This is a genomic window from Paenibacillus sp. FSL M8-0142 (assembly GCF_038597315.1).
Classification (GTDB): domain Bacteria; phylum Bacillota; class Bacilli; order Paenibacillales; family Paenibacillaceae; genus Paenibacillus_AQ; species Paenibacillus_AQ lactis.
This window is the reverse complement of sequence record NZ_CP152008.1, coordinates 4,427,882-4,449,119: the sequence shown is the minus strand read 5'-3', so window position 1 is coordinate 4,449,119 and position 21,238 is coordinate 4,427,882. Positions and strand designations below refer to the sequence as shown.

Annotated in this window: 25 protein-coding genes and 1 tRNA gene; 16 read left to right on the top strand and 10 right to left on the bottom strand. The window is 50.1% G+C overall.

Features of this window, described 5'->3' with window-relative positions:
• Nucleotides 1–76: 76 nt before the first annotated feature.
• Nucleotides 77–553, bottom strand: a complete 477-nt coding sequence (locus NSQ46_RS20580) for a L,D-transpeptidase (RefSeq protein ID WP_007129527.1) — start codon at nt 551–553, stop codon at nt 77–79.
• A 227-nt stretch (nt 554–780) separates the two neighbouring features.
• Between NSQ46_RS20580 and NSQ46_RS20575 the strand changes: the two genes are divergently transcribed.
• The 4 genes from NSQ46_RS20575 to NSQ46_RS20560 all read left to right on the top strand — a co-directional run bounded on the left by NSQ46_RS20575 (nt 781) and on the right by NSQ46_RS20560 (nt 4,495).
• On the top strand, nt 781–1,431 hold the full coding sequence (locus NSQ46_RS20575; protein WP_342574529.1) for a TetR family transcriptional regulator: 651 nt from the start codon (nt 781–783) through the stop codon (nt 1,429–1,431).
• A gap of 4 nt (nt 1,432–1,435) precedes the next feature.
• The gene (locus tag NSQ46_RS20570; RefSeq protein ID WP_342574527.1) at nt 1,436–1,975 is read left to right on the top strand and encodes a GNAT family protein; all 540 of its coding nucleotides are present in this window, start codon (nt 1,436–1,438) and stop codon (nt 1,973–1,975) included.
• 71 nt (nt 1,976–2,046) lie between these two features.
• The gene (locus tag NSQ46_RS20565) at nt 2,047–2,832 is read left to right on the top strand and encodes an ABC transporter ATP-binding protein (protein WP_028406152.1); all 786 of its coding nucleotides are present in this window, start codon (nt 2,047–2,049) and stop codon (nt 2,830–2,832) included.
• A gap of 1 nt (nt 2,833) precedes the next feature.
• Nucleotides 2,834–4,495, top strand: coding sequence for a hypothetical protein (locus tag NSQ46_RS20560; RefSeq protein WP_028406151.1), 1,662 nt, complete (start codon nt 2,834–2,836; stop codon nt 4,493–4,495).
• On the opposite strand, the gene NSQ46_RS20555 is transcribed toward NSQ46_RS20560, so the two are convergent.
• Entirely contained in the window at nt 4,461–4,751 is a 291-nt protein-coding gene (locus NSQ46_RS20555) for a hypothetical protein (protein WP_342574524.1), read from the bottom strand. The genes NSQ46_RS20560 and NSQ46_RS20555 overlap by 35 nt on opposite strands.
• Before the next feature lie 801 nt (nt 4,752–5,552).
• Between NSQ46_RS20555 and NSQ46_RS20550 the strand changes: the two genes are divergently transcribed.
• The 3 genes from NSQ46_RS20550 to NSQ46_RS20540 are packed head-to-tail and all read left to right on the top strand — an operon-like array spanning nt 5,553 to nt 6,838.
• On the top strand, nt 5,553–6,236 hold the full coding sequence (locus NSQ46_RS20550) for a hypothetical protein (protein ID WP_342574522.1): 684 nt from the start codon (nt 5,553–5,555) through the stop codon (nt 6,234–6,236).
• Nucleotides 6,172–6,735: an accessory gene regulator B family protein gene (locus NSQ46_RS20545; RefSeq protein ID WP_342574520.1), complete on the top strand. Its 564-nt coding sequence runs from the start codon at nt 6,172–6,174 to the stop codon at nt 6,733–6,735. Before NSQ46_RS20550 ends, NSQ46_RS20545 begins: the two co-directional genes overlap by 65 nt.
• Nucleotides 6,698–6,838 (top strand): cyclic lactone autoinducer peptide, encoded by a 141-nt coding sequence (locus NSQ46_RS20540; protein WP_077565134.1) that lies wholly within the window; start codon nt 6,698–6,700, stop codon nt 6,836–6,838. Before NSQ46_RS20545 ends, NSQ46_RS20540 begins: the two co-directional genes overlap by 38 nt.
• 168 nt (nt 6,839–7,006) lie before the next feature.
• Here the strand turns inward: NSQ46_RS20540 and NSQ46_RS20535 are convergent, their stop codons facing one another.
• Entirely contained in the window at nt 7,007–7,246 is a 240-nt protein-coding gene (locus tag NSQ46_RS20535) for a DUF5316 family protein (protein ID WP_232239379.1), read from the bottom strand.
• Between the two features lie 927 nt (nt 7,247–8,173).
• On the opposite strand from NSQ46_RS20535, the gene NSQ46_RS20530 reads away from it, so the two are divergent.
• Entirely contained in the window at nt 8,174–9,031 is an 858-nt protein-coding gene (locus NSQ46_RS20530) for an ATP-dependent DNA ligase (RefSeq protein ID WP_342574518.1), read from the top strand.
• A 329-nt stretch (nt 9,032–9,360) separates the two neighbouring features.
• Nucleotides 9,361–9,924, top strand: a complete 564-nt coding sequence (locus NSQ46_RS20525; RefSeq protein WP_007129541.1) for a dihydrofolate reductase family protein — start codon at nt 9,361–9,363, stop codon at nt 9,922–9,924.
• A 382-nt stretch (nt 9,925–10,306) separates the two neighbouring features.
• On the opposite strand, the gene NSQ46_RS20520 is transcribed toward NSQ46_RS20525, so the two are convergent.
• Nucleotides 10,307–10,379: transfer RNA gene (locus NSQ46_RS20520), tRNA-Val, on the bottom strand.
• Nucleotides 10,380–10,520: 141 nt separating this feature from the next.
• On the opposite strand from NSQ46_RS20520, the gene NSQ46_RS20515 reads away from it, so the two are divergent.
• Both NSQ46_RS20515 and NSQ46_RS20510 read left to right on the top strand, forming a co-directional pair.
• A complete protein-coding gene (locus NSQ46_RS20515) occupies nt 10,521–10,784 on the top strand; it encodes a hypothetical protein (protein WP_007129596.1) in 264 nt (87 codons plus the stop codon).
• A gap of 377 nt (nt 10,785–11,161) precedes the next feature.
• Complete coding sequence (locus NSQ46_RS20510; RefSeq protein WP_341033937.1) at nt 11,162–11,605, top strand: GNAT family N-acetyltransferase; 444 nt, start codon at nt 11,162–11,164, stop codon at nt 11,603–11,605.
• A 65-nt stretch (nt 11,606–11,670) separates the two neighbouring features.
• On the opposite strand, the gene NSQ46_RS20505 is transcribed toward NSQ46_RS20510, so the two are convergent.
• Nucleotides 11,671–11,904: a DUF3892 domain-containing protein gene (locus NSQ46_RS20505; protein ID WP_342574516.1), complete on the bottom strand. Its 234-nt coding sequence runs from the start codon at nt 11,902–11,904 to the stop codon at nt 11,671–11,673.
• Between the two features lie 142 nt (nt 11,905–12,046).
• Nucleotides 12,047–12,784 (bottom strand): MBL fold metallo-hydrolase, encoded by a 738-nt coding sequence (locus tag NSQ46_RS20500; RefSeq protein ID WP_341033936.1) that lies wholly within the window; start codon nt 12,782–12,784, stop codon nt 12,047–12,049.
• 228 nt (nt 12,785–13,012) lie between these two features.
• Here NSQ46_RS20500 and NSQ46_RS20495 point away from each other — a divergent pair, with 228 nt between their 5' ends.
• Entirely contained in the window at nt 13,013–13,567 is a 555-nt protein-coding gene (locus tag NSQ46_RS20495) for a copper amine oxidase (RefSeq protein WP_342574515.1), read from the top strand.
• 98 nt (nt 13,568–13,665) lie between these two features.
• On the top strand, nt 13,666–13,989 hold the full coding sequence (locus NSQ46_RS20490; RefSeq protein ID WP_007129602.1) for a DUF1292 domain-containing protein: 324 nt from the start codon (nt 13,666–13,668) through the stop codon (nt 13,987–13,989).
• 170 nt (nt 13,990–14,159) lie between these two features.
• Here NSQ46_RS20490 and NSQ46_RS20485 read toward each other — a convergent pair whose 3' ends face one another.
• The 3 genes from NSQ46_RS20485 to NSQ46_RS20475 all read right to left on the bottom strand — a co-directional run bounded on the left by NSQ46_RS20485 (nt 14,160) and on the right by NSQ46_RS20475 (nt 17,580).
• The gene (locus NSQ46_RS20485) at nt 14,160–14,996 is read right to left on the bottom strand and encodes an endonuclease/exonuclease/phosphatase family protein (protein ID WP_251536960.1); all 837 of its coding nucleotides are present in this window, start codon (nt 14,994–14,996) and stop codon (nt 14,160–14,162) included.
• 315 nt (nt 14,997–15,311) lie between these two features.
• Nucleotides 15,312–16,787, bottom strand: coding sequence for an aminotransferase class I/II-fold pyridoxal phosphate-dependent enzyme (locus tag NSQ46_RS20480; protein WP_342574512.1), 1,476 nt, complete (start codon nt 16,785–16,787; stop codon nt 15,312–15,314).
• A 163-nt stretch (nt 16,788–16,950) separates the two neighbouring features.
• On the bottom strand, nt 16,951–17,580 hold the full coding sequence (locus NSQ46_RS20475) for a DUF1054 domain-containing protein (protein WP_007129605.1): 630 nt from the start codon (nt 17,578–17,580) through the stop codon (nt 16,951–16,953).
• Between the two features lie 267 nt (nt 17,581–17,847).
• Between NSQ46_RS20475 and NSQ46_RS20470 the strand changes: the two genes are divergently transcribed.
• Nucleotides 17,848–18,444 (top strand): hypothetical protein, encoded by a 597-nt coding sequence (locus NSQ46_RS20470; protein ID WP_007129606.1) that lies wholly within the window; start codon nt 17,848–17,850, stop codon nt 18,442–18,444.
• Nucleotides 18,445–18,667: 223 nt separating this feature from the next.
• Nucleotides 18,668–20,077 carry an NADP-dependent phosphogluconate dehydrogenase gene (gene gndA / locus NSQ46_RS20465; RefSeq protein WP_028405207.1) on the top strand — a complete coding sequence of 470 codons (1,410 nt, stop codon included), beginning with the start codon at nt 18,668–18,670 and terminating at the stop codon, nt 20,075–20,077.
• 41 nt (nt 20,078–20,118) lie between these two features.
• Here gndA and NSQ46_RS20460 read toward each other — a convergent pair whose 3' ends face one another.
• Nucleotides 20,119–20,481, bottom strand: a complete 363-nt coding sequence (locus NSQ46_RS20460; RefSeq protein ID WP_007129608.1) for a hypothetical protein — start codon at nt 20,479–20,481, stop codon at nt 20,119–20,121.
• Nucleotides 20,482–20,740: 259 nt separating this feature from the next.
• On the opposite strand from NSQ46_RS20460, the gene NSQ46_RS20455 reads away from it, so the two are divergent.
• Complete coding sequence (locus NSQ46_RS20455; RefSeq protein ID WP_083832612.1) at nt 20,741–21,217, top strand: shikimate kinase; 477 nt, start codon at nt 20,741–20,743, stop codon at nt 21,215–21,217.
• The last annotated feature ends 21 nt before the right edge of the window (nt 21,218–21,238 follow it).

The following is a 21,238-nucleotide window of genomic DNA, read 5'->3' as shown; positions in this document are numbered from 1 at the left end:
GGGCAAAGCAGCATCAACATATTTAAAAAGCCGTACGCGATTACAGGTCACGTCCGGCTTTGGGGTAAAAACGGTATTATTTTTGAATGAGGACGGGCGTGCTCATCTTAACCCGGTCATACAGCCAGATGACGTCTTTATTGTGCATGCGGATGCAGCCTGCGGAGACGTACTTGCCTATGGAGCCGGGGTTATTCGTTCCATGAATCGCGTATGCATAGCTGACTTTTCCGTTTATTTTTACATTAATGCCAAGCCAGCGGGCTCCGAGCGGATTCCGCGGATCGCCGCCCTTGATGCGTTCCTTGTAATAGGGGCGGTTCTTCACCTTCTCGTGAATCTTGAACAGGCCTTCCGGCGTATAGGAGGGCTTTTTTCCTGTGGCTACGGAAAACGATTTAATCAGCTTGCCTTTTTCGTAATACATCAGTTTGTTGCTGGATTTGTCAATGACGATGAACTGTGCGTACCGGGTGTATTTGCTGTCCAGCTTCTGCCCGGAAGCGGCGTGGGCTCCTGACGGGAGAAGAAAAATCAGCAGAAGCGCAAACACGAGTACGCGGTAGATCCCCCTTATGATGTTGCATCACCTCTCTTCGCTCTCCCCCATATATATGCAGCATTTCGCGAATGTTGACGGATATGTCGGAAGCCATTCATAGAACAAGCCGTTTTCAAAGAATGGTCCGTTCTTGATTGAAAACGACATCAATGTCGTTTATACTGAATACAAATAACGACAATAATGTCTATTTTAAAAAAACGGAGATGATATTTCCCATGTGCCCGAGGGTCAGCGACGAGTACAAAGAAACGAAGAAGCGGGAGATCGCGGCTGCCGCAAGACGCGTCTTCATCCGGAAAGGCTTCGCCCATGCCGTCATGCAGGACATTACGGATGAGGCCGGCATATCGCGCGGTGCGCTGTATGCTTATTTTGACAATCTGGAGCATGTCTTCATGGAAGTGCTGCGATATGACGATGAGGAGCTGTTTCAGTGGACCGGGCCGGAACTGCAGTCCCCGGTATGGGGGATGCTCATGAAGTGGCTGGGTGAAATCGAGCAGGATCTGATGAAGCTTCAGCATTCGCTGGTGCGGGCGCGGGCAGAGTTCTTTCTCTCCTCCGCCTATGTGAAGGACAAGAAGCATTATCCGTATATCCGGCAGCGTTACGAGAATGCCGTCGATGCGATCAGCCGGGTGATTCGGGCCGGGGAGGAGCGGGGGGAGTTCCAGCCGCTGCAGGATGCGCGGAGCCTTGCGGGGTATATCCTCTCTTTTCTCAACGGCCTGATGCTGGATACGTATCAGCTTGGACCGGATGCGACCTGGGCGGAACAGCAGCTGGATGTGTTCCGGAACATACTGAAGCTAATGCTGAAGCCCTCGAGTACGGATGGTTATCCCGATTTATCCATAGGAGAGTGAAAAAATGCTATTCCAATCCGAACGTTTGGTTTGCCGAAAAATGACCATGGAAGATGCCGAGCTCTATCATGCATGGAGAAACGACCAGGAGGTTATGAAATCGACGAGTCCATTCCTGGACGCGTATACGATGGAGGAAACCAGAGATTTTGTGCAGCATGTCATCATGGGCTCAGCCTCGTCGAAAAGCTATCTGCTCCTGCTGAAGGAGTCGGGCAAGCCGATCGGCATCATGTCGCTTATCCAGATCGACCTCAAGAACCGCAACGCGGAATGCATCCTCGACATCGGAGACAAAGACTGCTGGGGGCAGGGGTACGGCGCCGAAGCGATGCGGCTCCTGCTGGATTATGCCTTCCTTGAAATGAATCTGCACCGGCTGGGGTTGCGCGTATTCTCGTTTAATCAACGGGCGATTCGTTTGTACGAGAAGGCTGGCTTCACGCGTGAAGGCAGTGCGAGACAGAGCCTGTTCCGGGGCGGGAACTGGCATGACATCATCTATATGGGAATTTTGCAAAGCGAATATGTCAAGAAAGGTTGATTTTGACCATCTTCCATAATAAGGTAAAGGCATGCGTTAAAAATTATGGGGGAACAGGAGAACGAAAAATCATGTCTACGGAAGAAGTGCTGTCGATTCAGGATCTGAGGATGAAATATGATGGACGCTACGTGCTTAACGGAATTGATCTTCATGTGCGCCGGGGCGAGATGATCGGGTATATCGGTCCGAACGGGGCCGGGAAGAGCACTACCGTCAAGATTATGCTTGGCTTGGTGGAGGGATATACCGGAACGGTCCGGATCTTTGGGCAGGATATTGCCGATGGCAGCGTCGAGTACAAGCGGAGAATCGGATATGTGCCCGAGGTCGCGGAGCTGTACGATCAGCTGACGCCGGCGGAGTATTTGACGTTTACCGGCGAGCTGTACGGGCTTTCGTACGAGGAAGCCTATGAGAAGGCAGGAAGGTTGATGGAGTGTTTTGATCTGGGAAAGGTCTATCACTCGCGGATTGCTACCTTTTCCAAAGGGATGCGCCAGAAGGTGCTGCTCATATCCAGCCTTCTTCATGACCCGGATCTGTTGTTTCTGGATGAGCCGCTGAGCGGCTTGGATGCGAACAGCGTCATGGTGGTCAAAGAAATTTTGGCCAAGCTGTCGGCCGCGGGCACAACGATATTTTACTCCTCTCACATTATGGACGTCGTGGAGAAGATCAGCAGCCGGATCGTGCTGCTTGCCGATAGCCGCGTTGTAGCGGACGGAACGTTTAAGGAGCTGCAGCAGCAGTCGCAGGAAGGTTCCTTGGAAGAGGTGTTCAACCAGCTGACCGGATTCCATAACCATGGAGCGATTGCGGACCGGTTCGTTTCGATCATTCGGGAGGGCTCTTGATATGCTGCCGCAGGAACCGTCCTTTCGGACGCTGCTGCTGCTGGATAAATTCAAAGGGATCCTGACCCGAATGGGTGCCGATTACGGGATGCTGCGCCGCATTTTGCAGGTGAAGCTGCTGATGGATTCGCGCCGGGTGCCCATCATCTTATCGAATACGAACCGGAAGGAGGAAGATGCGGATAAAAACCTGTTCATTCGGTCATTGTGGCTGTACGGCTTGATGGGGATCGTACTCGCGCCGTTCGTGTACATCAGCGATCCAAACTATATGATGGCAATGAGTGTCGTGGCTGCCATCCTCATGTTTTTCATTATGACCTCCATGATTTCGGACTTTTCGTCGGTGCTGCTGGATGTGCGCGACCGGAGCATACTCATGACGAAGCCGGTAGACGGGCGTACGGTCGGCCTTGCAAGATCCATCCATGCGGGCATTTATATGCTGCTGCTCACAGCCTCGCTGTCGGCCGCTTCGCTCGTGACCGGCTTATTGATCAACGGCGTGATGTTCTTCCTGATTTATCTTATCGAGCTTATTCTGATGAATCTCCTCATCTTGGCGGTTACGACGCTTGTTTATCTGCTGCTGCTCAAGTACTGGGACGGGGAAAAGCTCAAGGATTTGATCAATTACGTTCAGATTGGCCTGTCCGCGGTCATAGCCATCGGTTATCAGTTCGTGATCCGTTCGTTCGAGCTGGTCGATTTCAATATTTCATTTACGCCGGCTTGGTGGCAGCTGCTGCTTCCACCGGTTTGGTTCGCGGCCCCGTTTGCGTGGCTGCTTGGCGGGGAAACGGACCCTTGGATTATCGCTTTCTCGCTTATGGCCGTAGCTGGCCCTGTCGTGCTGCTGCTTATCTATCTCCGCTATATCCCGTCATTTGAATTATTTCTGGAGAAGCTGTCGCACAGTGACGCGGGATCGGGAAAGGAACGGGGACGCGCGGACCGGGCGCTTGCCAGATGGTTCTGCAGGACGCGTGAAGAACAGGCATGCTTCCGATTGTCGGCCAGCATGATGAAGAGCGAACGGGAATTTAAGCTTAAGGTTTATCCCTCGCTCGGCTTATCGATGATTTTGCCCTATTTGTTTTTCTTTACGGCGCTCAGGGGCTCGACACTGGCGGAAATCCGATCAGGCTCGTCTTTTTACGTCCTATACGCCATGCTGGTCATGATCATAACGACCGTGATGATGCTGAAATACTCCGGTAAACCAAAAGCGTTCTGGCTATTTCGCGCAGCACCGCTCTCATCGCTGGGACCTCTCTACAGAGGAACGCTCAAGGCGTATGCCGTGAAAATGTTTTTGCCGCTGTTTGCGGTCAATGCTGCGATCTTCCTGAGCCTGTTCGGCATGCGGATCGTTTGGGATTTGGTCATCATCCTGCTGACCGGGCTTGCGCTCATTCCTGTAGCTGCCAAAGCCATGCTGCGGACGCCGCCGTTTGCGAGAGCCTTTAGCGTTACCCAGCAAAAAGACGGCTGGATCGTGTTGCTGTCATTTCCGGTGCTGGGCGGACTTGGAGGATTGCATTATGCCAGCAGCACGGTTCCGTTCGGAGCTCCGGCCTATATCCTTCTGCTGCTGTTCGCGAACGGATGGCTGTGGACGAAGCTTTTCACCAAGGCCGGCCGAACAAGCATTCTTGAATGAAGATCAGAATGGGATGGAAGGTATATTTCATGAGTTCGGGCAGGAAGAGGGGAGCATCCGGAGTAAATCCGAAGTCACCCTCGCTCCGGACGCTGGGCAACAGGTCCTCTGTCGGTGCCTCCAGGTTATAGGCGTCACGGAGCCTCTGTTCCGTTTCGTTGTCGATCGGTCGGGAATCCATGGCATAGCTTGTTCCGATGCCGGACAGGAGAATGGCCAAGAGAAAAAGGACGGCGGCGGATTTTCGGTAACGCATATGTGAACACGCCTTTCAAATGGAATCGGGTGTCCTAGAAGCAGAGTCGTGCTTCAGGGCACTTTTTCTTTTATATCGTAACTGATAAATGGGATAAGCGATACTAAGCTATCTCCTATCCACCGGGCTGAACGCAAGCCGAGAAGCCCATCTCGGCGGTAGTTATTGTGCAGATACGGTATTTTCCAGATGTGAAATTGTTTGTGCAAAAAGATTGAATAGGATTGAATGGGAACACATGTTCTTGTATAATAGGTATAAGGATATCCTGCTAAGTCTCTTGCAACCGGTTTGCATCTTTTATATTTACCAACTTCATATCACGCTCCATGGTTTCAGCCTTCACGAAATCATCTTCTTTGTCTTCCGAGAGGGATACATTTCTACAGATTGCTCTTCTGACGCCACATTTGTATTAAATTACCTGTTAAATCTGCAGCATTGCCTTATATAATCATACTTAGATTTTCACAGTGAATGAAGTGAGGGTCGTCAGGGTCAGTTCAATGGAATATGTTCTGGACAAGCTAACATTTATGCCAAACTTCAACATCGATACATGTTTATTGATTTGTGCTTTCCATCAGAGATTCCCGGCATTTTTAAGAAAGCGGTAGTCGCCACCGGAATAGGCCTCAAGAACATGCATCATATGTGACGTCTCGATTCGATATCCACATGTTTTCTTCAGCCGGCATCACGAATTCGGTGGTGGGATTGTTGGCAGGCTCCAGGGTTCGGGTTGAGGAGTGGCGTAGAATCATTTAACCATTCTTAAGCTGCAAGGAGGAATTGTCCTGTATGGAAGCTGTCTTATTTATGTTTTTTTCAACATTAGAAACACTGGCGATTCATTGGCTGATCATGAGCCTGCTGCGGATCCCCATATCCCAGCACCTGGGTCAAGCTCTGCTGGTTATGACCTTGGCGAATGTTCAAAGCCTGATCTTGCGCAATGAGTATCATTTGGATTTTCTAGTTCCGTTAATTACCCTTCTGATCTTCCTGTTCTTATACTCGACCATTATCAAGATTCCTGTTATCTGGTCTGCCGTTTGCACGATGATCGGTTACATGCTGTATGCCGTGATTCAGGTTGCCTATTTGTCCTTGATATTCGGCTCGGTTGAGACTGTGCAAACCGATCATGTTGACGGATACATTCTTCAGGTGCTGAGTGCAGGAACAGGACTGTTGGCCGCCTGGGTCATGTATAAACTCGGTATCGGCTTTCATTTTAATATCGAGAGGACACGTTTGAAATTCGAGCATGTTCTCTTGATTGTCCTCATCGCGATCGTGCTCGTCTTGGTCGCCATCTTGTTTTATCTGAACCATTTGTGGCTTCATTTTGTTTTCTTTGCCAGTACTTTTGGAATCTTCTTGTACTATGCCATCCAATCGGAGGAGCGGGATCGCCATGTTGTTAGAGGAAACCGCCAAACGGATCGCAGAGAGGATCAAACGACAAGTCCCCGACCATAAATCGACTCTCCCCGTCTTGGCACATGCTGTTGCCATTGTGTTAAATGTGGTGCTGATCGTATCGCTAACGATGCTGATCGCATGGTTTACCGGCAATACGGGGAAGGCGGCTCTATCCCTGATCGGCTTTGCCGTCCTGCGGCAGTTCTCCGGAGGGATGCATTTGAAATCCGGAGCCGCATGCATTGCCGTGACAACCGGATTGTTCACCCTGGTGTCCTTTCTCGAGCCGGGCCTTTTATACATACAACTTCTGAACTTGGCAAGCTTGCTGCTTGTCATCCGCTTTGCCCCGAGCCGAATTAAGGACCAATCCCGTATATCCAGCGTGCATTACCCTAAACTTCGCCTGATCAGCTGTTTGATTGTGGCGGTGAATATTGTGATTCAATCTCCAACGTTAGCGATCGTATTTTTCATCCAAGCGGTCAGTTTAGTTCAATGGAGAGGAGGAGGCTCTTATGTCCCGGATCGGCAAAGCGAAACACCGCTTCTATAGCGGTGTCGCATCGGCCCTGACGATGGTTGCGGTGTTTGTTGTCAATTCCGCAAGCCCTTTATTTGTGTACCGCGGCGAGACACCGGAAGAATTGCTGAAATGAAGTGACGGCAGGGGACTCCTGCTGTCTCCCCTTGAAACATCCTGACAAGGAGCCGGATGCATGTATCCGGCTCCTGTTTGTTATGGATACACCTAACAATCTTTTTTTGAAGGATCCATAATAGGCTGGAAAGTAGGTGAGGAGCAGGATCGTTGGAACATTAAATGGTTATGTGGAAGCGGGGGTGCTTTTATGATCACTTAAAAAGATACACAATCCCGGCCGCTGATAGTAATACGATCCCGGCTCGGCTATAAAGAACCCATTGGCCGCTTTCTTTTTTGATGTCCGATCATCCTTCGAATCCGCATAAAAGTTCCCCCTTTGCTGGTATCCCGTCGTCCATGCGCCAGATAAGAGCCCCGTTACCAGGATGCAAGCAATACCTGCATATAAGAGCAGATCCATGATTGAGTTCCTCCCGCCATACTCTTTATCGTTTAGAACGCCTGTTAAGCGGGATTGGTTATGCATTTTTGAGGAAGTTGTTTCGGTGATTAATAATGGATGCAGCCTTGCCGTCAGATTTCTTGAGGAAGGGCGATGTGAAGGAAGAAGAATAAGGATTAGGAAGCTATAAGAAGGGGGATAAGGGTTAGAGCGTTTAAGAAACGGTTTTGCATGGGATTTTTCTTCTAATTATTGACCCATCGGAGGGATAGAAAGGAGTCACTTTTGGAGAGCTGTACAGGACAAAGAAATAGTTCATGGTCATAGCTACATACGAATAAGTACCCCGTCGGGATGGTTCAGTTGTGAGTTTTTTATTTTTTCATGCGCTTTAAGAGGATCATAACAATCCATACGAGCAGTATCGTGGCTATAAATGGAAAAACCAGAGTGATAAGTTTCATTTTGAGAAACCTCCAGAATTATCTTTGGATTCGGATTCAATTACTATAAGGTAATTATAACAGCTACGAAGGTATATACGGCATTCGGTATGATACTAGACGCATAGGAATGAGGGCAGATGAGTCCAAAGAAAATGGATCAAAAAGGAGAGCAGAGCCGTCTTTTGTTACCCTCTTGTCCCTAAATCCCTATCAACTGTGAAATGGGGGATATGAGCACGTGCCAACAAATCTTTGTGATCATTAATGTATAAACTTAACTCCGTATACTTCTTCAGTTTCCTGCTGCAAGTGTGGTGTGAGAATGACGGTCTAGCCTCTTTATACTTGATCCCCCCGCTGAAAGGATTGGTTAAAGATTGTCGTCCATTCGTGCCGTTCCCGAACAAAGAGTTTTGGATGATATTCATGTTGTGATTTACAATACTTACCGCCTCTCATAGAACATGCCAAAAGGTATAATCGATGGAGAGGTGTTCCTATGTTTATTAGCCCGATGTTATTAGAGACAGCAAGTGGCCCATTTAGCCACAATGATTATATATTTGAGCCCAAAATCGACGGGCACCGGCTCCTGTTCTCCCAGGAGGACGGCCGAATCCAGTTGTATACCCGGCATGAGACATGCTGCACGCGGCAGTATCCCGAGCTTCTGAAGCCGTTTGAACATGATATCCTTCTGGATGGTGAGGTTGCTTGTACCGATCGGCAGACGGGGCTGGTTGACTTCGAAAACGTCATGACCCGGTTCCAGGCCAAGAAGGAGCAGCGTATCCGGGAGCTAATGGACATATCGCCAGTGACCTATGTTGCGTTCGACATCCTGAGATACAAGGGGCAGGACCTTCGAGAGTTGCCCCTGCTGAGGCGTAAAGAGATTCTGGCAGGCATCAGCATGCCGAACAGACACTTCGGTATCATACCCTTTGTGGAGGGAGCAGGAGAGGCACTGTTTGGGCAAATGAGGGCCCAGGAGCTCGAGGGGATGGTCGGGAAGCTTCAGGGCAGCCGGTACGAGAGTCGCCGATCACCGGCCTGGCAGAAGGTCATCAATTGGACCTATGCCGAAGTGTTTATCACCGGCTACCGGAAAGAAGAATTCGGTTGGTTAACGTCTGTGATGACGGAAAACGGGCGTCTGCGGCCGACTGGTATTGTCGAGCTGGGCGTGCCGCCGAAGGCCAAACGAGCCTTTTACGGAGTGAGCCAGCAGCTTGTAACGGGTGAGGATAAAAATTTCGTTCACCTGAAACCACGGATCCGGGCGAAGGTGAAAACCCGGAACTGGACCAAGGCAGGCATGCTGCGGTCGCCGGCGTTTGTTGAATTTGTCATTTGAATAGCAGAAGGAAAATCCCCTCTTCTTATCAAACCCATGGCTGTAAGGAAAAATAGAAGGGATTACTTGACCTGAAATAACTTATAACGGAGATACAACTGAAGGAGATTGAAAGGATAAAAAGCTGCCCTTAGGCGGCTTTTTCTTTTACATAAGAACGCAGGAAGAAGGTGTATGATATGATTCCGTTGCCGAAGAGCGTTGGGTTTATAATTTTTTTGGGAAATGCAGGGATCGACTTCTCGATGTCGAAATACCAAATACCAATGAGTGAGAATCAAATCGGCTCCATGGTGTGGAAGTACTGACCATTAGAAGGGTGGTATCCTATGATTGAACTGGTGTATCATGTTGCCGTAACTGCTGATCTGTTCATTGCGGACAAAAATGGCGTTGCGGATGATTCCGTATTTCTGTATGCGGATGACGGCGGTGATTTCTTCGAAAGTGTCCGGCAGTATCATGCTGTATTGATGGGTAGAAAAACATATGAATATGGATTTCAATATGGATTGAAGCCGGGTGAACCTTCCGGAATTGCGCAGGCGGCTCATCCTGGACTGAAGCATTATATTTTCTCGAATCAAATGGAATTTGAATCCAATGAGCAAGTGGAGCTTGTCAAAGAGGATGTGGTGTCGTTTTGTACGAGGCTAAAACAGGAAACTACGGATCAGCAGAAAAAAATATGGTTATGCGGAGGAGGAAATCTGGCCGGAAAGCTCCTCGACCACCAATTGATTGACACGTTGATTTTGAAGGTCAATCCCATCATTCTTGGTGAAGGCATTCCGTTGTTTGGAGCCAGCAAGAAGAAAATCAATTTGAAATTAACTGACATCAAGTCTTATGAAAGCGGAGTGATCGTGCCTACTTATCAGATTATATATTGAGAGTCTGTATGCACCAGAAAGAGCTGCGCTATACTTACGAGTGCTGAATTTGTAAATACAAAGGAGGTACAACTTTAGCTTTATCTAGTGCCCTTCTACTCCTTGACGGGAAATCGTGTGTCATATACGAAAAGCACCTAATCGGGTGCTTTTTTTATGGGATTTGATTAACGGGATGAGTGATGTGTCAACTTACAGCGCAAACATATCAGGAAAAGAACCTGCCATTCACCCGGATCGACAAATTTGTTTGAGATATGGGGTAAAGCCCAATGACAACAGATTTACTTTACCCTCAATAAAGGGCACCAAATCGATTCCTGGAATGGTGAGTGAATGAGACAAAACAAAAGAACCCTTGCTACGCAAGGGCTCTCGGTGATGATCTGTAGTGGGCTCGAACCACTGACCCCCACCCTGTCAAGATGGTGCTCTCCCAGCTGAGCTAACAGATCAGAAATAAAATATAAAATTGAGGTAATTCATATATTACCAGCAGACAAGCTGGCTGTCAACGGTTTTTTCGTTATAAAATAGAACGTTTCGGTTCAGACTAGGGAAAGTGCCATTTTTCCATAAACAGGAGCGTGAATTCCATGAAACAAGCAGCTTACTTCAGCATGAATCGAATCGCGGTTGCTGCTGTAACCCTAACCACCATCGCAGTCGTCAGCGGATGCAGCGTTCCGGAACGGACGTCGGTTCAGCTTGAGCCCTTGAACTCGCCTTCGGCTCCCGTTCTGCTGGATGTATACAGCCGTTCGGTTCAAAACGAAGTATATTCAAGGGATGGGGAGCTTCGTCCTGAACCGATGTCAACGCTTGAATCCGATCCAACGCTGCCCGAGCTGACCCATTGATTCCGTTTGGCATCAATCGTTCATCAGAGGAGCGGTAGTCCCGCTACTCGATCGGTTCCTTGTCATAACGTGCAAGCGCGGATGTTCGGTAACCGCCGGCCACAAGGCTGGCGGCCGCAATTTAACCAAGTTATCTATTCCTCATCCCATTTGCGGGAATAGCCCTTCTTAATCGCCCAGAATACAGGATAAATGATGAGGACGGCAATGATAGCGGCTACAAAAATCGTGCCTCCGATTCCCATGCTCGGCCTAGCTCCTTTCTAAGAAGACGTTAGCTTCTACTATACAGGAAATCAAAACTTTTGTATAATATTTCGATCTGATAAAGATAGAGGGTTCCGATAGACGAATCTACATAAAGAGGTGTGAATCAAGTGGCAGCAGAGATTATTAATGTGACGACCGAAGAGCAGCTGGAGCAAGCACTGGACATCCGTAAAGATGTATTCGTGCTGGAGCAGAAGGTGCCGATTGATCTGGAGATTGACGATTATGACCGGTTGGATGCGGAGGCCTGGCATGTATTGATCAAATCGGAAGGGCAGTATGCCGCAACCGGCCGTTTGACCTATTATAATAAGGATTCGGCGAAAATGCAGCGGATCGCCGTCCGCAAGCCGTTCCGCTCCAAAGGCATCGGCCGGGTGCTGATGATGGCATTAGAAGCGCAGGCTCGGGAGCTGAAGCTGCCTTATGCAGTGCTGGATGCCCAAGTACAAGCAGAGCCGTTTTACCGTAAGCTCGGGTATGAGACGATATCGGATGAACCGTTCGACGATGCGGGGATTCCCCATGTTCGGATGAAAAAAGAGCTGTAATCCTGCTCATCCCAAGCATGAAGAAGAGGCACAGCGTTGGATCGCTGGGCCTCTTTATCGATCTTTTAGAATGTCGGCAGATTGTCCAAATTGTTGCTTGGATCGCCATCGGCATTCGAACGGAGATGCTCGTCACCGTCACGTCCCCGAAATACATTCACATTCTTGATTTGTTTATTTTTCGCCATTTGCTGGGCTGTTTTGTAATCGACGACCGTTCCGTCCTCCAGCTTCAGCTCGACGATATCGCCATCGCCGTTTTTCCGTACGCCTACGACTTCTTGCGAATTGTTATTCATGATATATCGCCTCCCGGGTATAGAGTTCCCGGGTCCGATCCTATCTATGCACCCCAAAACCATGCAGTGTTCTGAATCTTCCGTCGGTCTGCTGCGGATATTCAAGCCTCGGACAGCTTGGAATCTCTTTTCCCGTTTCGACCTATAACTCGTAGATGCGCTGCTGCTCCAGAAATTCCATCAATCCGGTCTTGCCGATATAATCTTTGGCATTGTCCCCATAGTGCATTAGATAAGTGCGTTCTTGAATATTCTCCGGCAGACTAAGCAGCTCCTCCAGCGTGGTATGGACCTCGCCCGGCCCCTGCAGCTGACACTCATGCAGAATTACCTCGCACCCCCGGTCCTGTACCAGTGTACGAAGCAGCGCAGGATCGAATACCATATCGGCGCTGTAAAAAATCCGTTCATTCAAATAAAGCGAATAGCTGCTCTTCCCCGGGATATGCCGGGTTTGAATCAGCTCCACGGACAATCCGGACGAAATATCCGTCTTTACCCCCGGCTTCAGCGGACGGACGTCAAAGATATCGTCCAGCGAGGTGATTTGACCTTCTTGATACATGCCGCCCCGCAAGGTGTTCTCCCACAGCGGCTGGACAAGCGCTTCGCCGATGTAGAGCGGAAGCTTGCGCTTGTATTGCAGCTTTGTGATAAAAGCAAGCTCCTCCAAACCGCCGACATGGTCCCCATGAATGTGGGTGATCAGCACCGCATCGATGTCATTGAACGTAGCCCCGAGCTGGTGCAACGCCATAGGGGCTGTAATCCCGCAATCGACCATCAGCGTATACCCGTTGTCATCAATCAGCGCGTTATTGTTGTAGTACTGCTTGGCAAACGCACCGCCGGTGCCAAGCATTTGCAATTTCAAAGTCAATGTGCGTAACCTCCTGATGTATGATGTGAAAATCCTGGCAAGCTACTTTATATTGTACCGAAACCAGGGCGGAAGTACACGGTCTTTAAATACCTTCTTAGGCGGTAGTTTCATCAACAAAATCAGACAAATTTTTTTCCACAAACTGCTGGACAGAGCGCAACTTGTTATTTGGGTTGTAGTATACACATATAACAACATGATGAGCTATTGGGGGGAACGGATAAGATGAAGTGGAAGAAAGTGATGGCGTGCGTTCTGGTCCTTTCGTTAATGGGTGGCAGTACGCTTTTATTTGCGGATTCCGTCCAAGAGCGTGTTCGGGTATGGCTCAACGGACGCGAATTAAAGGACGGCGGTTATGTGATCGACGGCAAAACCTACGTGCCGGTGCGGGAGTTTGACGGTGCCGTGGACTGGAATTCGAAGACAGGCAATGTCGAAGTGATTAAACCTAATGTGCATATTTTCCTGTTCAAAGGGGACACTGTATTCGGGAACGTCAACAGGGGCAAGCTGAAATTCAACGTATTCAGCCAGGTCGACAGCCTGAATAACGATATCCATGCGGTGAAGGTTGCGATCGAAGACCCATCCGGCCATGTCAAGGATATTCAATCCCAGGTCGTTCAAGACCGGAAGGACAATTTTTGGTTCCGCACCTATGATTTTACGTATGACTTTAAAACGTCAGGCAAATACTCGGTCGGCTTTTATGTCCAGGTTGAACCCGATTCCGGCTTCGTCAAGGTTGCCGAAAAGGTGATCACGGCGCTGAACTAAACGCAGGTTGTGGCCGCCTCAGGAAAAATTGACCTGAAGAAGCCTTACGTGATACGATACGAAAGTATGATAATTTAACCCGAAGTGAGGTTTTTTCAATGAGCGAACACAAACACGAACACGGAGATGCTTGCGGCTGCGGTCATGATCATGACCACGACCATGATCATGAGGAGTTTGTGCTTACATTGACGGATGAGCAGGGCAAAGAAGTGGAAATGGTTCTCGTAGAAACCTTTGATGTGGGCGAGAAGCTTTATGCACTGCTGCTTGAGCGCGACAATCCGGAAGCGGACGGCGTCATCCTGCGTATGGAAGAAGAGAACGAGGAAATGGTTCTTTACAATATCGAGGACGAAGCGGAATGGAACGAAGTAGAGGCCGCTTATAACGAGCTGGTCGCTGCAGCGAATCAGGAATAATATCCGCATAGGAGCAAGAAAGCAGGCTGCCTCTGGGAGATCTCCCGGAAGCGGCCTGTTTTTGCGTTCGATAAAGGAACCGGATTTCATCCTGGTATGCGCCGCTCTATGCGTTCACTCCATCAGGTTAGTGATAAGTATTTGTGCCACACCTCCAGATTACAGTATCGTTAACGGCCGCCCTTTCTTGCGAAGACGACCTCCGTCACGATCGGCAAATGATCTGATGCCTCTGTGTGGATGACACGCTGGTTTGCGTGCGAAACGCCGGGAGAGGTTAAAATATAGTCAATCGTCACCGACGGGTTGCGAACCGGAAAAGTATAGGCGTCCTCGATGCCTTGGAAGCTGTCGACGAATAAGCCGCTGTTCAGCAATAGCCCAACTTCCTCGCTTGCAGGCTCGGCGTTCAGATCACCAAGCAGCAGGGCCGGACCATCGGAGGCGGAGGTCGAAGCGAGATCGACGATTTCCTGCGCCTGCGCCAATCGGCTCGTTACATCAAGGCCAAGGTGCGTGTTATATACATTGACATGGACTCCCCGTACATTGATCACGGCATGCAATACACCGCGTTGCTCCTTGCCGAAGCTGCTAAGCCACACGTTTTCGGACTTCAGGATCGGATATTTGCTAAGAATCGCGGTTCCGTACTGACGGTTCTCAGTCTGTCCTTCGGCTGGAGCCAAATCCAGGTTTGCCCCGTAAGCATAATGATAGCCCAGCATTTCAGCCAATTCTTTGGCTTGATCCTGGAAGCCGCTTCGCTCCCCATAGAACCGGTCCACTTCCTGCAGACCGACGATGTCCGCTCCGGCATCCCGGATGACTCCTGCAATCCGTTCGAGACTTAATTGATTATCCAGGCCGACGCCATGGTGGATGTTGTACGACATAACGGTTGCCGGCACCTTGCCTCCATATCCGTTGTCCGCGGCCTGAGCGCCGAATGGAAGCATGGACATAAGCAGCAGGGCAGTGAAGAGCGAAACTACTTGTTTTTTCATCAACAAATCTCCCTTCTATGAATAGATGCTGGAAGAACAAATAACCATGATATGGATGGATGAAGCGGTTCCAAACTTATTATACATCGCTACTGTAAATGCCGGATGAAATTGGATTGAGGGAGGGGAAAATTGAGGAGAAGGACATAGCCTTCCGTTAAGCAAAGCCCTCGGGTGATTCAAACGGCCAGTGTCATTAGACCGTGTTATTTGCAAAAAGGAGAGACCATGGTCCCTGATCGACCATCGCAAAACCAAAAACCCGGAGCAAACCTGCTCCGGGTTAGACTAGCGTAAAATAAGTTTAACAGATCTTTAGAAGATCGGATCGGCTTCTACAATAACCTTAACATTCTGAATGCTGCGGTCCTCAGGGCCTTTCACCGGGAGTCCGACCTCGACGTGATCGATAATGTAGTCGATGTTTTCCTGGGAAATAACTTCACCCGGCAGCAGGATCGGGATTCCCGGCGGATAGACATAAATAAATTCGGCGATGATCCGTCCGGCCGATTCTTTAAATGGAATGATCTCGGTGTCCCCGTAGAAGGCATCGCGCGGGATAAGCGACAGCTGCGGAATCTCCGGTGTCTTCACAACAAGCTCATTGATTTCATTCACATGAATATATTCGTTGGACAGCTCGCGCAGAGCGGTCAGCAGCGTATCGATCGTATCCCGGTTATCCCCCGGGGTAATGAGGCACAGGATGTTGTACATATCGCTGAGCTCCACCTCGATATTGTAATGAGCGCGGAGCCAGTTCTCGGTCTCGTACCCGGTAATGCCCAGATGGCGGACATGGATCGTCAGCTTGGTCGGGTCATAGGAGTAAGTCGCCTCGCTGCCCAGAATTTCATCCCCGAAGCAATATAGCCCCTCAATCTCGTTGATCTGACGACGGGCATACTGTGCGAGCTCGATCGTTCTCGCAGCCATTTCCTTCCCGTGCAGCGCCAAATTGCGGCGTGACGTATCCAGCGATGCAAGCAGGATATAGGAGGTCGAGGTCGTCGTCAGCATGCTGATGATGGTCTGCACCCGATACGGATTAATATAGCCGTTCTTCGTGTTGACGTTCAGCACCGAGCTTTGCGTCATGGAGCCGCCGAGCTTATGGACGCTGGTCGCAGCCATGTCGGCGCCTGCTTCCATAGCGGACATCGGAAGCTCTTCATGGAAATGGATCAGCACGCCATGTGCTTCGTCCACCAGAACCGGCACGTTGTAGCTGTGGGCAAGATCGACAATTTCCTTCAGATTGGCGCTGACGCCGAAATAGGTCGGGTTGATGACTAAGACGGCTTTGGCGTCCGGATGGCGCTTCAGTGCTTTGCGCACCGAGCTGATCGTAATCCCGTGGTCGATCCCGACGTTGGGATCCTGGGCCGGGGATACGAATACGGGCTTGGCCCCGGTGAAAATGATGGCGGACAAAACGGATTTATGCACGTTGCGGGGAACGATAATTTTATCCCCCGGGGCACATACGGACATGATCATGGTCATGATCGCCCCGCTTGTCCCTTGTACGCTGAAAAACGTATGGTCCGCGCCAAAGGCGTCGGCGGCCAGCTTCTGGGCCTCTTCGATAACACCGGTAGGCTGATGCAGGTCGTCCAGCGGCGCGATGTTGATCAGATCTATGGAAAGGGCGTTATCCCCTATAAATTCTCGAAACTCGGCATCGGTGCCTAAGCCCTTCTTATGCCCCGGAATGTGAAATTGAACCGGGTTTTTGGCCGCGTGTTCCTTGAGTGCGGTGAAGAGCGGTGTACGGCTATGGTCCATTGACGCTGTCACAACCTTTCCTTATGTGTATGGTTAATATTTGTCGGTTACTGCTTTTATATAAGCAAAATTGAGTATAGCAAAATGGGGGGGGAATGCAAGAAGTTTTCAAGCACGAAAAAAAGAGCTGCTCAAGCAGCCCTTTCGAATGATGATCCTGCGATCAAAACGACATTTTGTAAAGCGGCAGAAGCGTCTCGAAGGTCTCCTGGACCTTCTCCAGCAGCTTGTCCCCGCTCAGCTTGACCGCTTCCTCGCGCGGGATGCGAAGTCCGCACATCACTTCAGCCTTCTTGACCTCCTTCAGCTTATGAATAAGCTTCTCGAAGTCGCCTTGGCTCATCGATTGATGGGGCGTTCCCTCGGGGTTCATATGGTCCATAGACCAATAGAAATGACCCGGCAGCGCTTTGATCGTCTTCTTCAGCTTCGCTTCAAGGTTGGCTGCGAACACGGCTTTGTTCGGGCTTTCGTAAATGATCGCAAAAATAACAAACAGATGCGTGCCGAAAAGACCCACTTCAAAATGAGGGAGCGCTTTGTAGCCGCGCTTATTGGCAGCCCAGGCGACCCATGTATCGATCGGGGGGTTAACCTTGCGTCTGGCATGCTTCGCAACATGAACGAACATGTCCTCGCCTGCGAGAGCGGAAACAAGGGGGGCCAGCTCCGCTCCGATCAACTCCAGCTTTGGCCGAACGTGCTCGATGAGCGCTTCCATTCGAGCTTCGAGCCCAGGGACGGAGAATACGTCGAAATCTTGATCGTTAAATCCTGTGAACGCTGTTGTCATCTATGTGAAATCCTCCTGTTAAGTATCTTCATATGACCTATACTAGCTCTTTCCAATACCTTATTATACCATAGCTGACCCGTACTTCCCGCATGATGGGCATAAGTTTCACTGTAATTTCATCTGGGGAAAAATAGTCAATAAACCAAGTTACCGTTACATAAGATGGAGTATAAGATATAGATAAGACAACGTCAAAAAGCTGTGCAAGAGGGGGAATCTTCACCGTCGTTTTGTGATCGGTAGTAAACCGGAGGAGGGAGTGCCGTGAATAAGAGCGAGGAAGTGGAGTATTGCAACCTGGAGCTCCGGTTTGATCGCCGGCATATCCAGGACCTGATCAAGGAACTGATCCAAGAAGGATACTCACTGTATTGGAGCGAGAATGAGTCGCAGTTTATCATATCAATCCGGACAGGACGCAAGCTGGTAAAGCTTCGGTTTCAGCGCACAGGCAGCGGGTTTAAACTGGTCGGCGATTACATGATCCGGGATCCGAGGCTGGCGGAATGGATGGAGAAGCTGATCGAGAATACCCGAGGGCACGCTGTCGTCAAACGCTTCAAGGACCGGCAAATTTTAATCGAAAATATACTGTTCGGCGAAGTTATCCGCCTTGTGGAGATTACGGGCTATCGCCAGCGCGTCCTGTTCCAGAAGGGGACGCCGATGACAGAGCAGGAAATGATGCGATTATTCGAATCGGACGAAGGGGAACGAAGACTGCTGCTGTGCAGGCTGGAGACCGATGATGAGCTGGAGAAGCTGTATGAAGCGATGCAAGCGGGTGACAAGGAGAAGATCATGAGCTGCAAGCAGAGATTGAAGGAGCTTGCCTTAGAGCTGATGAGGCTTGAGTGGTAAGTCCCATTTTCATAGTTGCATGCCAAAAGCACGAACAACACTCCGAGTCAAAAGGGGTGTTTTCGCGCGCGTTCGCAGGTGATCCCCTTGAAGCCGGCGATCGACGTTTTTGTTACAGGGGTTCACTTCTCCACAGAAAAACGTTAAAATGAGAATAATGTAATCATCCCGATAGGGATTGGGTTGCTTATAAAATATACTGGAGTAAAGGATGGAGAACCAGATGTCAAAACAACAAATCGGTGTCATCGGCCTTGCTGTCATGGGTAAAAACCTGGCCTTGAACATCGAAAGCAAAGGTTTTACCGTTTCTGTATATAACCGCTCTCCGCAAAAAACGGAGGACATGCTGAAGGAAACCGTCGGCAAGCAGGTTAAAGGCACCTATTCGATCGAGGAATTCGTGGATTCCCTTGAGAAGCCCCGTAAAATTCTGATTATGGTTCAAGCCGGACAAGCTACGGATGCTACCATCGAGCAGCTGATCCCGCACTTGGACAAAGGCGATATCATTATCGACGGCGGTAACGCCTACTTCCCGGACACGCAGCGCCGCAGCAAGGAATTGGCCGAGAAAGGCTTTAACTTCATCGGTGCAGGGGTATCCGGCGGCGAAGAAGGCGCCCTGAAAGGTCCATCGATCATGCCTGGGGGACAAGAAAGTGCATACAAGCTGGTTGAGCCGATCCTGACGGCCATTTCGGCTAAAGTGAACGATGAACCTTGCTGTACATATATCGGTCCTGACGGTGCCGGCCATTATGTGAAGATGGTTCACAACGGCATCGAGTATGGAGATATGCAGCTGATCTGTGAAGCATACCAATTGCTGAAAGACGTGCTTGGTCTGAATGCGAAGGATCTTCATGAAATCTTCACGGAATGGAATAAAGGCGAGCTCGACAGCTATCTGATCGAGATTACCGCCGACATTTTCTCCAAATACGACGAAGAAACCGGCAAGCCGATGGTGGATGTCATCCTGGATACAGCCGGACAAAAAGGCACGGGCAAATGGACAAGCCAAAGCTCCCTGGATCTTGGCGTGCCGCTCTCTATGATTACGGAATCCGTATTCTCCCGCTTCCTTTCCGCGATGAAGGACGAGCGCGTTGCGGCAAGCAAAATTTTGAATGGTCCGAAAACCGCTCCATTCGACGGCGACAAAGCGGAGTTTATCGAAAATGTCCGCAAAGCGCTGTTCGCAAGCAAAATCGTATCTTACGCGCAAGGCTTCGCCCAGCTCCGCGTTGCATCCGATGAGTACGGCTGGAATCTGCAGTACGGCAATCTTGCTAAAATCTGGCGCGGCGGCTGCATTATCCGCTCCCGCTTCCTGCAGAACATCACGGACGCTTATGAGAACAATCCGGAGCTGAAGAACCTTCTGCTCGATCCGTTCTTCAAAGAAATTATCGAATCGTACCAAGATGCATGGCGTAAAGTCGTGGCATCCGCGGTATCGCTCGGTATTCCTGTTCCCGGCTTCTCCAGTGCGCTGGCTTACTACGACAGCTACCGTACGGCGAACCTTCCGGCGAACCTGCTTCAGGCTCAGCGCGATTACTTCGGGGCGCATACGTTCAAGCGTGTAGACAAGGAAGGAACGTTCCACTACAACTGGATGGAGTAATTGTCATGGCAAGATGAGCTTGTCGTCTCACCAGGAGGAGGTCAATTCCCCTCCTCCGCCGGAGGGAGAAGCTGAGGTTTGCGGACCGGAGAGGGGGCTAACGCCTCCTGCAGCTCCGAAAGTCCGTGCATGGCCTCCAGCAGGCAAGTGCGAATGTCGCCGCTTTGGGCGTGGACATGGCTTCCGCTTCCGAACAGGAGCAGTGCGGCTTCGCAATAGCTGTAGAAGTTTTGCAGCAATCGTGGCTTTGAAAGATCCAGCAGGGCTGGATCCTTCGAAGCCACTTTTTTTTGTACAAAATGCAGCACCCAAACCACATCCTCTCTGCATAGAGGATAGGAGGGATCGAGGATCCGGCGGATACGCAAGGGCGCCGAAGCGATCGAGGAACGGTGGTCGGACATATGGACGCGGTTCCTCCTTTCTTTCATTCTTGTATTCTTCCATTTCAGTATATGATCCGGATGTCCAAACTAGACTTTCTGTTAGATTTATCAGTTACCCTTACTAAAGCGGCGTGTTGTTCAGTAAGCCAGTAAGCCAGTAAGTCAGATCCATTGTCGAAAGTTTTCGGGCTATGGTATGATATGAACAACTTTATAGTGAAGCAGCAAATGGGGTGTAGCATTGAATACAAGGAGCGGGAACATCATCTTGATCGGGATGATGGGAACGGGGAAGTCAACCGTAGGGCGTCTCGTCGCCGATCATCTGAACTATTCGCTGGTCGATCTTGATGCCGAGATTGAGAGAATGGCCGGTAAAAGCATTCCGGATATATTCGCAGCGGACGGAGAGGGCTGTTTCCGGGATATCGAGACGGCGGCGCTTCGCGAGGTGCTGCATCGGACGAGCCAGATCATCGCTACCGGAGGGGGAGCGGTGCTCCGTCCCGAGAATTGCGAGGCGATGAAGCGGGGAGGCTGGGTCGTCGCATTGACGGCGGATGCCGATACGATTGTGGAACGGGTCCGGGGCGATGCCAACCGGCCGCTGCTTGCGGGCAATGTAGAGGAGCGAGTGCAGAGCATCCTAATGGAAAGAGCCGATAAATATCGTTTTGCCGATCTGATGGTGGATACCGCAGGGCTGACGGCGGATGAAGTCGCGGCTGAGATTTTAATGCATTACCGCGGCTAAGATGATCAGTGCTGGTCGGAT